The organism is Microvirga calopogonii (assembly GCF_003347665.1).
GTDB lineage: Bacteria > Pseudomonadota > Alphaproteobacteria > Rhizobiales > Beijerinckiaceae > Microvirga > Microvirga calopogonii.
Genome location: NZ_QDGA01000010.1, coordinates 103,057 through 115,453 on the forward strand (window position 1 = coordinate 103,057; position 12,397 = coordinate 115,453).

Here is a 12,397-nt window from a genome sequence, read left to right on the forward strand (position 1 = left end):
GGCTGCATTGCTCTGCCTTGGCGTCATGTCCCTTTGAAACATTTCCTCCCTCCTGTCGTTGGAAGCCGAATGTCCGGAGGAGTGAGTCATGCCTGGTGTGAGGCGCAGCCCTGTTCTCGTGGTCGCCGCCATTCTCACGCTTCTGATCGGACTGGCCCTCGCTGTCGGCGGGGTTTGGCTGATGACGCTCGGCGGCTCCTGGTACTATATGATCGCCGCCGTCGGCTTTCTGCTCACCGGAATCCTCCTCCTCGCGCAGAAGCCCGCAGCCCTGTGGATTTACGCGCTCGTCACCGCCGGCACGCTCGGATGGGCCTTATGGGAAGCGGGCCTTCACTGGTGGCCTCTGGCGGCGCGCGGCGATGTGGTGTTCCTCGTGGGCCTGCTGCTGCTCACGCCCTGGGTGACGCGCAGCCTCGACAATCGCCCGGCCGATCTGGCATCGGACTATGATGCATCGGCACGATCCGTCTCCGCCTTCCGGGGCGCAGGATTGCCGCTGACCGGCGTGCTCGCCATCGCACTCGTGGTGGCGGTGGCCTCGTGGTTCACCGATCCCACGCGCATCGAAGGCACGGCGCCCGGGCCGCGAGCGGATGTGCCCGACGACGTCCTCGGCGTTCCACCCGGCGAATGGCATGCCTACGGGCGCACGGCCTACGGACAGCGGCATTCGCCGCTCAACCAGATCACGCCCGCGAACGCGGCCAATCTTCAGGAGGCCTGGACCTACCGCACCGACGATGTGCGGGGACGTCCGGGCGATCCGGAAGAGACCACCTTCCAGGTGACGCCGCTCAAGTTCGGCAACCGGCTCTATCTCTGCACGCCGCATCAATCAATCATCGCTCTCGACGATGCGACCGGAAAGGAAGTCTGGCGCTACGATCCGAAGATCCGCGGCGACCTCGCCCTTCAGCATCTCACCTGCCGTGGTCTCTCTTATTATCGCGGCAATGGGGCAGCCGCGTCGGCGGCGCCTCCAGCCCCTGCGACCCCGGCCTCACCCGTTCCCGACCTGCCGGTTGCGGCAAGCGAGCACCCGGCCACGGACAATTGCCCGACGAAGCTCTTCATGCCCACCGCCGACGGGCGGCTGATCGCCCTCAACCCTGAGAACGGCGCCGTCTGCGCCTCCTTCGGCGGCGGTACGGGCCAGATCAATCTGTGGGCGAACATGCCCAACGTGCGACCGGGCGCCTATTACTCCACCTCCCCGCCGGCCATCGCCCGCAACCTCATCATCGTCGGCGGCACCGTGCTCGACAACGTGTCGACGAGCGAGCAGTCCGGCGTCATCCGCGCCTTCGACGTGAATACCGGCGCGCTGGTGTGGAACTGGGATTCGGGCAGGCCAGACGTGACCACGCCGCTGGCACCGGGTGAAACATACGTGCCGAACTCGCCCAATTCCTGGTCGATCTCCAGCGTCGACGAGGCCCTGGGGCTCGTCTACATCCCGCTCGGCAACCAGCCGCCGGACCAATGGGGCGGCAACCGCAGCGCCAACGTTGACCGCTTCTCGTCCTCCGTCGTGGCGCTCGACCTGGCGACCGGTCAGGTGCGCTGGGTCTTCCAGACCGTGCACCACGACCTATGGGACTACGACGTTCCCTCGCAGCCGAGCCTGATCGACCTGACCATCGGCGGCCAGACGGTGCCGGCGCTGGTGCAGCCGACCAAGCAGGGCGAACTCTACGTGCTCGACCGGCGCACGGGCCAGCCTGTCCTGCCGGTGACGGAGAAGCCTGCCCCGCAGGGCGCAGCACCCGGCGACCGCACCGCGCCGACGCAGCCCGTCTCCGCCCTCTCCTACGACCCGCCGCCCCTGACCGAGCGCGACATGTGGGGCGCGACGCCGTTCGACCAGCTCGCCTGCCGCATCGCCTTCAGGAAATTGCGCTACGAGGGACGCTATACGCCGCCTTCGCTTCAAGGCAGCCTGATCTACCCGGGCAATTTCGGCGTGTTCAACTGGGGCAGTGTCGCGGTCGATCCGGAACGGCAGATCGCCTTCACCACGCCCACCTACCTCGCCTTCGTGTCGCAGCTCGTGCCACGCCAGGACGAGAAGACGCTCTATGTGCAGGGGAAGGATCGGCCGGAGAACAGCCTGCCAGCGCTGAACGAGAATTTCGGTGCGCCGTTCGCCGTGAAGCTCTCGGCCTTCACCTCCACACTCGGCATCCCCTGTCAGGCGCCGCCCTGGGGCTATGTGGCGGCGGCCGATCTCACCACCGGAAAGATTCTCTGGAAGCACAAGAACGGCACGGTGCGCGACGCGTCCCCGATCCCGCTACCCTTCCCGATGGGCGTGCCCAACCTCGGCGGGCCGATGATGACGGCGAGCGGCGTCGCGTTCCTGTCCGGCACCATCGATTACTTCGTGCGCGCCTACGACGTGTCCAACGGCAATCAGCTCTGGGAAGCCCGGCTTCCGGCCGGCGGGCAGGCCACGCCCATGACCTATACGGGATCGGACGGACGGCAGTACCTGCTCGTGGTGGCAGGCGGCCACGGCTCCCTCGGCACCAAGGCGGGCGATTACGTGATCGCCTATGCCCTGCCGAAAACCTGACGGGAGGGGTCTTGCGCACTCTTCGTGGAATAAGCATCGGACCCGAAAGTGCATATCTATTTTCGGGTCCGATGCTTTAGGCGAAGCGTGGGCAGCCGTTACTGCCCATCCCGCTTCAAAGAACCTGAATCCGCACCGCCGGTCTGAGCACCGCCGGTTCCGATGGAGCCCGTCGAGGCGGCAGGGCCGCCTGCGGGAAGCGTTCCGCCCGGCTGCAGGGGCGTCGAGAGGCCGGAGGGGGCGCGGGGCGGATGAGCGGAGGAGAACCAGGTATCGTCCGAGGGACTTCCGCCTGCGGCAGGAGCGGCGCCGCCCCCTGCCCCATGAAGCAGCGCCTCGTCTTCCGTCGCCGAGCTGCCCGGGTTGTTCGACGTGGTCCCCGTGGCGGTGCCGGCACCGGCCGCTGCGGACGAACCTGCCGCCCGATAGGTTCTAGCCCCGGAGGGTGCCTGCCCCATCGCGCCACGCCGGGATCCTTCCAGGCTGCGGTCGATGACTCCGCGATCGAGCGGGAACGGTGGCTGAGGGCGCCGGGGAGCCGCATGCAGCGGCCTGTTCTGTCGCGAGCCGGCGCGGCCGGACCGGGTCATGTTCCACAGGAGCGCACCGGCGCCGATGGCGGCGAGACCGGCGAGCACACCGAACACTGTTCCGGTCGGAAGCCCATAGCGGCTCGGCATCATGGCTTGCGGCATGTGCCAGCGCCCGGCCTCATAGGACGCGATGCGCTCACGCTCGTAGCGCCGCCAGAGGTGCTTGAGCTCGTCCGGCGAGAAGGCCCCACGGGCGACGATCATGACGCCGTTCTCCTCGAGCGTGAAGGCATGACGGATCGATCCGGTGAGTTCCTTGAAGTCCGCAGCCCAATCGGCGCTGTTCTTGTCGGGGCGTGCGGCGAGCCGGTCGAGCTCGCGCAGGATCTCCTCCTGCTTGCTCTCGAGATCGGTCAGATAGCTTGCCGTGCGCTCATGGGTGGACAGGGCGGGATAGAGCACGTTCTGCTGCGCTGCAAAGTGTCGCTCCAGCTCGTCCTGAAGGTCGGCGAAGAGTTCGGTGCGGCTGTTCGGCCCGCTGCCCGTGGCGCGCAGCACCTCGCGGCAGAGTTCCTCGATATTCGCGTGATCCGCCACTACCATCTGCCACAGTTCCATGGGAGGCCTCCTGTCATGCCGTCATCTCCATGAACGGCTGGAGCGGATGGGCTGTTCCGCCGATGACGATCTTGGGCCTGGCATAATCCCGAAAACCTCCCGACTCTCGAAAAAGCCTCAAAGGTGACAAGGATTGTGCAAAGTTGATATGAGAGAAGCGAAGCTTCGCCGAGACCATGAGAATCCGATGAACGTGCAGACCCCGCAGAATTCCGAACCCGCAGCCCCTGTCGCCGTGAACCTGCCGACATACGAGGACGTCGCCGCAGCCGCGCGGCGGATCGACGGAGTGGCTCACAGGACGCCGGTTCTCACGTCCCGCACAGCCGACGAACGCACGGGCGGAAGGCTGTTCTTCAAGGCGGAGAATTTCCAGCGCGGGGGCGCCTTCAAGTTTCGCGGCGCCTATAATGCCATCGCGCGCCTTTCTCCCGACGCGAGGAAGCGCGGTGTCGTGGCGTTCTCCTCCGGCAACCATGCCCAGGCGATCGCCTATGCCGGGCAGCTGCAGGAGGTGCCGACCGTCATCATCATGCCTCAGGATGCGCCGGCCATGAAGGTCGCCGCCACCAAGGGCTACGGCGGCGAGGTCGTGCTCTACGACCGCTACAAGGAAGACCGCGAGGCCATCGGCCGCAAGCTCTCGCAGGAGCGCGGCCTGACGCTCATCCCACCCTACGACCATGAGGACGTGATTGCCGGCCAGGGCACCGCGACGAAGGAGCTGATCGAGGAGGTCGGCCCGCTCGACATGCTGCTCGTCTGCGTCGGCGGCGGCGGATTGCTTGCGGGCTCGGCGCTCGCCTCCAAGGCGCTCTCGCCCGATTGCCGCATCTACGGCGTCGAGCCGGAAGCCGGCAACGATGCGCAGCAATCCTTCCGCACGGGCTCCATCGTCCGGATCCCCGTGCCCGCCACCATCGCCGACGGGGCGCAGACGAGCTATGTCGGCAACAAGACCTTTCCCATCATGCGCGCCCTCGCCGACGACATTCTCACCGTGTCGGACGCGCAGCTGGTGGACACCATGCGCTTCTTCGTCGAGCGCATGAAGATCGTGGTCGAACCCACCGGCTGCCTCGCGGCCGCGGCCGCCCTCCACGGCATCGTGCCGTGCAAGGACAAGCGCGTCGGCATCATCATCAGCGGCGGCAACGTGGACCCACGCGCGCTGGCGGGCTTTCTGGCAGGGTAGCGTTCACTCCGGGAATGACATCCCTTTCACGTCATGGCCGTCCCCGGACTTGATCCGGGGATCAGTCTCGGCCATCCCGATACGTTGAAGCGCACCGCCTCAAGCAATCGGGATCACCGGCACGAGGCCGGTGATGACGTGGAGAGTGTGGAGCACTTTCATCATAGTTGATGCTCGCCTCACGGTCCGACCCGCACGACAACGGCAATCCCATCGTGATCGCCGGTCGTGAGCTTCGGGTCACCGATCAGGGCGTTGCCGAGATCGACGAACCGGATCACCTTGAAATCCGTGCTGCGGTCGAGGCGCTGCGTGAAGTCGTCCCGCGCCCGGTTGAACGATTCGAAGCGATGCCCCGGAACGCGGAGCGGGTCGACCTCCTCGCGGCTGAAGGCCGCGATGAAGAGATAACCTTGATCGAATTGATGAGGGCCGAAGACTCGGCCGTGGTTATTGTTGACCTCGAAGACATCGTTGGAGAACGCATCATCCCGGCCCTGCGGCAACTGCGCGTAGAGCCGCCCTCCGATGGAGCCCTGGTAGCCTGTCGAATGGCCGAAGCGGATCGGATAGCCGGCACGAGCGGCGGCGGCCAGGAGCCGCTCCTTGGCCTCATCGACACTCGAAGCACCCTGATCGACGATGATGACGTTGATCGGCTCGCGCAGGTTCTTGCCCTCGTAGATCTCGCCGAGCCAGTCGGACGGCACTCCCTGCGCGGTCAGCATCCATTTCCCCACGGCCGGCAGGCCTTCGGGCGTCGCGACATCGACATCGGGGCGCTGCTGCGGCCGCGCCTCGAACGGGATCGCGCCCGTCAGGGCAGCGCAAGCAACGAGAAGTTTGATCAGGCGTCGTCCCATGGGCCTTCTCCCGCTAAACCCATATCCCGGGCATCAGGAGAGCACGAGCCGGCGCGTCAGGCCATGACTTTTCAGGTGGAGGCCTTCACGGCGAGAACGGCGTAGCGGTGCTGCGTCGCGCGTTCGAGCCCCTTGAGCAGCGGCAGGTTTTTCGCCTGATGGCGGTGGATCTGCTTGAGATCCCGGTCGATGACGGTCTGCGCGAAACCCGCCTCGCGCAGCAGCGCGGCCACGTCCTGGGCGCGCGCCCCTTTGGAGAAATAGACCCGGCTCAGGATGCGCTCATGGGTTTCGCGCATGGCATTGGGCGCATGCGCGGCCCCGGCGAGGCCCGGCACCCATTTCTCGACGAACCTGATCATGCGCTTGACCAGCGTGTCGGACACGAAATCGCCGTCGACGATGAGAAGCCGCCCGCCCGGCTTGAGCAGCGAATGCCATTCCCGGAACGCGGCTCTCGGATCAACGAGCGTCCAGACGAGGTGGCGCGTCACCAGCACGTCGTAGCTCCCCGGCTTTTCCAGGGTTCGCTCGGCATCGCCCATGATGAAGCGGATGTCGGCATTGTTCCTGGCCGCCTTGGCCCGCGCCCGGCTCAGCATCGGCTCCGACCAGTCGAGGCCCGTGACGTTGAAGCCCAGTCCGTGCAGCAGATGCGAGATAACGCCCGTGCCGCTGGCGAGGTCGAGCGCCCTGCGGCCCTCTCCCGGCCCGAGATGCCGCAGGAAAAGATCGCGCCATGCCTGCCGCTCCGCCTCCGAGAAGATCTCGTGCCCGACCTGCTCGTCGAAGGTCGGAGCGCGCAGGGACCAGTAGTCACGGATCTCGTCCCGGAGGGTGTAATTCGCGTTCATGAGTGCTCACGGATACAGCTGATTTCGCCGCTCCTCTATGGCCAAAACCGGAAGACGTCAATTTTTAATTACTATAAACTGTAGAATAGAATTGTTTTAAACTGGCACGATTACATTTTAATTAAAGTAATTCTAAAAGATATTTCTTGCCTGACAGGTGACCTGCACATAGGAACGGCCTGCTTTCCTTGAAACGAGGCGCGTCATGCAACTCTCCCAACTGATCTTCGGTGCCGCCTTGGCACTTGTCGGGCTCCTGCCCGTTCCCTCCCAGGCCGCCGGCAAGATCACGGTGACCGACATCACGGGCCGCAAGGTCGAAGTCAATGCGCCGGTCGAGAAGGTCATCCTCGGCGAGGGGCGCCAGATGTACTTCGTGGCGACCCTCGACACCGACCAGCCCTTCAAGCGCGTTGTCGGCTGGCGCGACGATCTGCAGAAGGCGGATCTCGACGGCTACAACGATTATCGCGCCAAGTATCCGCAGATCGACAAGATTCCGACCTTCGGCGGCTTCAAGGAAGGCACCTTCGACGTGGAGCAGGCCGTCTCGCTCAAGCCCGACGTGATCCTCCTCAACATCGAGGCCAAGACCGCGACCGACGACGCCAAGCTCATCGAGAAGCTCGCCAGGATCGACATCCCGGTCGTCTTCGTCGATTTCCGCGAGAAGCCGTTCGAGAATACGGACGCGAGCATGCGCCTCATCGGCAAGCTCTTCGGCAAGGAGGCGCGGGCGGAAGAATTCATCGCGTTCCGAAAGGCGCAGATCGATCTCGTGACCGAGCGCCTCGCCAAGGCCAGCCCGCCGCGGCCGGTGGTGATGGTCGAGCGTGCGGCCGGCTATTCCGACGATTGCTGCATGTCCTTCGGCAACGAGAATTTCGGCAAGTTCGTGGAAGTCGCAGGCGGGCAGAATCTCGCCGCCAAGATCATCCCCGGCACCTTCGGCGTGGTCAATCCTGAACAGATCATCGCGACGAACCCGGACCAGGTGATCGTCACCGGCTCGAACTGGGAACTCTATGTTCCAGGCGGTGCCTGGGTCGGCGTCGGCTCCGGCGCCGACAAGGCGAAGGCGCGCGACAAACTCGCAGCGCTGATGAAGCGCCCTGCCTATACGGGCGTGAAGGCGGTGCGCGACAACAAGGTTCACGCCATCTGGCACCAGTTCTACAACAGCCCCTATCAGTTCGTCGCCATCCAGGCGATGGCCAAGTGGCTGCACCCGGATCTGTTCAAGGATGTCGATCCCGAGGCCACCATGAAGACGCTTTACGAACGCTTCCTGCCCGTCCCGTACAAGACCGGATACTGGGTCTCCCTCGCGGACAAGGAATAAGCCCTTGGCCCACTCGCCTGCCATCGCCATGCCCAAAGGACGCGGGGCTTACCGCGTCCTCGTGCAGCGAAAGAAGCTCGTGCTTCTTGCCCTCAGCCTCGTTCTGATCCTCTCCGTCATTGCAGATCTTGGCTTAGGACCTGCCCGCTACACCATGCGCGAGGTCGTTCTGGCACTCGTAGGGTCGTCCGATGTCTCGCTGCAGATCAGCGTGGTGATCTGGGATATCCGCATGCCGGTGGCGCTCATGGCCGTGGTCGTGGGTGCCGCGCTCTCGGCCGCGGGCGCGCAGATGCAGACGATCCTCAACAACCCGCTCGCGAGCCCCTTCACGCTGGGCATCTCGGCTGCGGCGAGCTTCGGCGCCTCGATCGCGCTCGTCTTCGGCGTCGGCCTACTGCCCTGGGCCATCGACTATGTGGTCTCGATCAACGCCCTGCTCATGGCCATGGCGGCGGCGCTCTTCATCCATTTCATGAGCCAGAAGCGCGGCGTCACCGTCGAGACCATCGTGCTCCTCGGCATCACCCTCGTCTTCACGTTCAACGCGCTTCTCGCGCTGGTGCAGTATCTCGCCTCCGAGCAGGCGCTCGCCGCAGTGGTGTTCTGGACCATGGGCAGCCTCACCCGTGCCACATGGCCGAAACTCGCGATCACCACCGCCGTGGTGGCGATCTCGCTTCCGCTCTTCATGCGCCGCGCCTGGGCGCTCACGGCGCTTCGCCTCGGCGACGACAAGGCCGCCAGCTTCGGCGTCAACGTGCGCTGGCTGCGCCTCGAGACGATGATGATCATCAGCCTGCTCGCCGCCGTTCCCGTGGCCTTCGTCGGCACCATCGGGTTCATCGGATTGGTCGGTCCGCATATCGCGCGCATGCTCGTGGGCGAGGATCAGCGCTATTTCCTGCCGGCTTCGGTTCTCTCCGGCGCGACCATCCTGTCTCTGACCTCCGTCATCAGCAAATCCATCGTGCCGGGTACGATTTTTCCCATCGGCATCATCACGGCCCTCGTGGGCGTGCCGTTCCTTTTCAGCCTGATCATGTCCAGCCGGAGGCGCTCATGGTAGCGAGCCTTGAATTGACCGATGTCGGCGTGCGCTACGGCAAGCAGGAGGTGCTCGCCGGAGTCACCACCCCTGTACTGAAGGGCGGCGAGGTCACCGCCGTGATCGGTCCGAATGCTGCCGGCAAGTCGAGCCTGTTCCGGCGCATCGCCGGCCTGCTCGATGGGCCTGGAAGCGTCCGCATCGAAGGCGCGGCCGCCCTGCCCGATTTCGGCCAAGTCTGCTACATGCCGCAGGACACTTCGGTGAACACGGTGCTGACCGTCTACGAGTCGATCCTGCTCGCCCGCAAGCAGGGAACCGCCCGCAAGGTCACCGACGAGGACCTCGAACAGGTCGACCGCGCGCTCCACGACCTGCAGATCGAATCGATCTCCTTCAAGGGCCTGCACGAACTCAGCGGCGGACAACGGCAACTGGTCTCTCTCGCCCAGGTGCTGGTCCGCGATCCGCAGATCCTCCTCCTCGACGAGCCGACCAGCGCGCTCGACCTGCATCGACAGGTGGAGGTGCTGGCCCTGATCCGCTCCCTCGCCAAGGATCGCGGCATCTGCGTCATTCTCGCCATCCACGACCTGAACCAGGTTCTGCGCGTGGCGGATCGTGTGATGGTGATCGATGCCGGAACCATGGTGAGCTGCGGGCCGGTGGACGATGTGATCACACCAACCCTCCTTCAGACCATCTACAAGGTGGAAGGGCGCATCGAGCAATGCTCCCGTTTCTGCCCTCACGTGATCATCGACGGGCCGCTCGCGCGAATGTGACTGCGAAACCGAAGTCGGGCCTATTCTGGAGCCGGCTTATCGAAGGCTCTTCTCAAAGCGAGCGTCGTTCGAGCGGCCCCAGAGGGCCACACGATGCGCTATGTTCTCGGCCGCCGCTCGATCTTCATCGATGCCGTCACGGTACAGACATGCCGGTTGTGGGCATCGCGGACCTCGATGACGACATCGCTGAAATCTCCCCTGGCCACACGGTTCTGGCCGATCTCGGTCGTCGACCGCGCCGCGGCCTGCACGGCCGCATCGTCGCTCTCGAACTCCGAGCCGTCGTCATCACGTAGAAGTTGCGCCCCATCGTGGACGTCGAAATAGTATCGGGCCACGTCAATCTCCTTCCGGTAGATATGACGCCTTATCCGTAGGGCAGTTTCACGGTCGATGAAGAAATCTGCATCTGTATTCTCTACGGTGGTTGAACCGAGGGATAGGAACGAGGCAGCAGGCGCCGGTAAACCCGTTTCATCCTATTATAGCATTCGCAGGTAATGTCCTCCAGCCCGGAACGATCCGCGACGATGATGCCGCCGCGCTGCTGCGCGATCAGGCCCTGCCTCTGCAACGCACGCAGGACGGTGCTGACCGTGGAACGCTGAACCCCCAGGAACTCCGCCAGATCGGCATGGGTCAGGGGCAGGACATCCTCATCGATCCTGTCTCGCGCACTCAGAATCCAATTGCAGCAGCGGGCCTCCACCGTATGAACGGCATGGCAGGAGATGGACTGGAACGTCTGCGCCAGCAGCGCCTCGGTGTAGCGCAGGATCAGCCGACGCAGCTTCGGCCGGACCCGGATGGCTTCCTGCATCCATTCGATGGTGACCCGCGAGGCGGTTCCGGGAACTTGCACCTGATAGCGTCCGAAGGACTCGCGAGAAATGATGGCGCTGATCAGGCCGAACATTCCCTCCCGGCCGATGGACGCCACCTCGACGGACTGGCCTTCCTCCATGACATTGATCAGCCCCACGATGGCATCATGCGGGAAGTAGGTGAAGCTGATGAGATCGCCGGCTTTGTAAAGCACGGTGTCCTTCGGCAGGATCACGATCTCGAGATGGGGCTTGAGATAAGCCAGATCGTCCGGCTCCAGGGCTGCCAGAAGCCAGTTGCTGCGGTGAAACGAGGACTGATTCCCGGATCGGATGGTACATCTCCCCGACTGCCTATCGACTGATCAGACTAGACTGTTGGTTGCAGGCGCTCGGTGCGCCTGAGCACATCCTGACCGACACCCTCCGAGAGCCCCTTACGGGTCGCCTCCGGCAAGCCCGGCGACTTATCCCCAGTCGATTCCTCGAGGCAGGTTTTGAGACCGCACTCCTGTTCATATGCGGTATGAAGGGCTTCCCGATGAGCCACGACAGAAACGGAAGGGCATGCCTTTGCCGCCACGACGATACGCGCGCCTTGCAGCCATTCTCGTAGCATCCGCCTTCGGTGCCTTGACGCACGCCTTCGCGGCGGGCCCTGCCCGGGATGCGGAGGTCCGACAGGCCGTCGATGAGGCGGTGGAGCCGATCATCGCACAATATGGGCTTCCGGGCATGGCCGTCGCCCTGACCATCGACGGACAACGCCATTTCATCATGTACGGCCTGGCGTCGAAAGACCCTCGGGCTCCCGTCACGCGCGAGACGCTCTTCGAGCTCGGTTCGATCAGCAAAACCTTCACGGCCACCCTGGCAGCCTATGCCGAGATCGAAGGCAGGTTGAAGCTGACCGACAGCGTCAGCCGGCACGTGCCCGAGTTGCAAGGAAGCGCCCTCGACGAGGTAAGGCTCCTGGATCTCGCGACGCACACGACCGGCGGCTTTCCGCTCCAGCTGCCTGGGACCGTGAAGGACCACAAGCAGCTCATCGCCTATTATCGCGCGTGGAAACCCACATTCGCTCCCGGCACATACCGCAGCTATGCCAATCCGAGCATCGGCCTGCTCGGCATCGCCACCGCACGGGCCTTGAATGCGAGCTTCAAGTCCTTGGCCGAACGCCTGTTCGCCGATCTCGGGCTGGAGCGGACCTATATCGATGTTCCTGCAGCGGAGATGAAATCGTACGCCTGGGGCTACAGCCGCGACGGCAGGCCCGTACGCGTCTCGCAAGCGCTGCTCGCGGATGAAGCCTATGGCGTGAAGTCGAACGCTGTCGACATGATCCGTTTCCTCGAGGTGCACATGGGGATCTGGTCCGCTCCGGAAAAGCTCGCTCGATCCCTGCGGGCAACACGGTTCGGCTACTTCCGCTCTGGCGAATTGACCCAGGACCTCATCTGGGAGCAATACCCCTACCCGGTTTCTTTGGACGGATTCATCGCCGGCAACACGATGAACCAGAAGGCTCATCCGGCCACCGCAATCGATCCACCCTTGGCCCCGAGCGACGACGTGATCGTCAACAAGACCGGATCGACCCTTGGGTTCGGCGCCTATGTGGCCTTCGTGCCGGGCAGGAAGATCGGCATCGTCATGCTGGCGAACAAAGCCTATCCCAACGAGGCGCGGGTGAAGGCGGCCCATCAGGTGCTGACGCGCCTGACCGAATGAGCCGGCTCGTAACGCGGAAA

Annotated in this window: 11 protein-coding genes; 6 read left to right on the forward strand and 5 right to left on the reverse strand. The window is 64.4% G+C overall.

The features are described 5' to 3' along the window. Nucleotides 1-88: 88 nt before the first annotated feature. Nucleotides 89-2,578: a glucose/quinate/shikimate family membrane-bound PQQ-dependent dehydrogenase gene (locus tag DDF70_RS11320; protein ID WP_114944974.1), complete on the forward strand. Its 2,490-nt coding sequence runs from the start codon at nt 89-91 to the stop codon at nt 2,576-2,578. Between the two features lie 98 nt (nt 2,579-2,676). On the opposite strand, the gene DDF70_RS11325 is transcribed toward DDF70_RS11320, so the two are convergent. Then, nucleotides 2,677-3,729, reverse strand: coding sequence for a hemerythrin domain-containing protein (locus tag DDF70_RS11325; protein ID WP_114944975.1), 1,053 nt, complete (start codon nt 3,727-3,729; stop codon nt 2,677-2,679). A gap of 187 nt (nt 3,730-3,916) precedes the next feature. On the opposite strand from DDF70_RS11325, the gene DDF70_RS11330 reads away from it, so the two are divergent. Beyond that, entirely contained in the window at nt 3,917-4,924 is a 1,008-nt protein-coding gene (locus tag DDF70_RS11330; protein ID WP_170316056.1) for a threo-3-hydroxy-L-aspartate ammonia-lyase, read from the forward strand. 179 nt (nt 4,925-5,103) lie between these two features. On the opposite strand, the gene DDF70_RS11335 is transcribed toward DDF70_RS11330, so the two are convergent. Both DDF70_RS11335 and DDF70_RS11340 read right to left on the reverse strand, forming a co-directional pair. Beyond that, a complete protein-coding gene (locus DDF70_RS11335) occupies nt 5,104-5,787 on the reverse strand; it encodes a hypothetical protein (RefSeq protein WP_114944976.1) in 684 nt (227 codons plus the stop codon). Nucleotides 5,788-5,858: 71 nt separating this feature from the next. Next, nucleotides 5,859-6,641, reverse strand: a complete 783-nt coding sequence (locus tag DDF70_RS11340; protein WP_114944977.1) for a class I SAM-dependent methyltransferase — start codon at nt 6,639-6,641, stop codon at nt 5,859-5,861. 205 nt (nt 6,642-6,846) lie between these two features. On the opposite strand from DDF70_RS11340, the gene DDF70_RS11345 reads away from it, so the two are divergent. Genes DDF70_RS11345 through DDF70_RS11355 form a run of 3 tightly spaced genes read left to right on the forward strand, consistent with a single transcriptional unit; the run spans nt 6,847 to nt 9,816 of the window. Next, nucleotides 6,847-7,983: an ABC transporter substrate-binding protein gene (locus DDF70_RS11345; RefSeq protein ID WP_114944978.1), complete on the forward strand. Its 1,137-nt coding sequence runs from the start codon at nt 6,847-6,849 to the stop codon at nt 7,981-7,983. Between the two features lie 4 nt (nt 7,984-7,987). Next, entirely contained in the window at nt 7,988-9,052 is a 1,065-nt protein-coding gene (locus DDF70_RS11350) for a FecCD family ABC transporter permease (protein ID WP_114944979.1), read from the forward strand. Beyond that, nucleotides 9,046-9,816 carry an ABC transporter ATP-binding protein gene (locus tag DDF70_RS11355; RefSeq protein ID WP_114944980.1) on the forward strand — a complete coding sequence of 257 codons (771 nt, stop codon included), beginning with the start codon at nt 9,046-9,048 and terminating at the stop codon, nt 9,814-9,816. The genes DDF70_RS11350 and DDF70_RS11355 overlap by 7 nt, the downstream gene beginning before the upstream one ends. Nucleotides 9,817-9,914: 98 nt before the next feature. Here DDF70_RS11355 and DDF70_RS11360 read toward each other — a convergent pair whose 3' ends face one another. Beyond that, nucleotides 9,915-10,157, reverse strand: coding sequence for a DUF6894 family protein (locus DDF70_RS11360; RefSeq protein ID WP_114944981.1), 243 nt, complete (start codon nt 10,155-10,157; stop codon nt 9,915-9,917). A gap of 80 nt (nt 10,158-10,237) precedes the next feature. After that, nucleotides 10,238-10,858, reverse strand: a complete 621-nt coding sequence (locus DDF70_RS11365; protein WP_245435450.1) for a Crp/Fnr family transcriptional regulator — start codon at nt 10,856-10,858, stop codon at nt 10,238-10,240. 352 nt (nt 10,859-11,210) lie between these two features. Between DDF70_RS11365 and ampC the strand changes: the two genes are divergently transcribed. Beyond that, complete coding sequence (gene ampC / locus DDF70_RS11370; RefSeq protein ID WP_114945005.1) at nt 11,211-12,377, forward strand: class C beta-lactamase; 1,167 nt, start codon at nt 11,211-11,213, stop codon at nt 12,375-12,377. Nucleotides 12,378-12,397 lie beyond the last annotated feature (20 nt).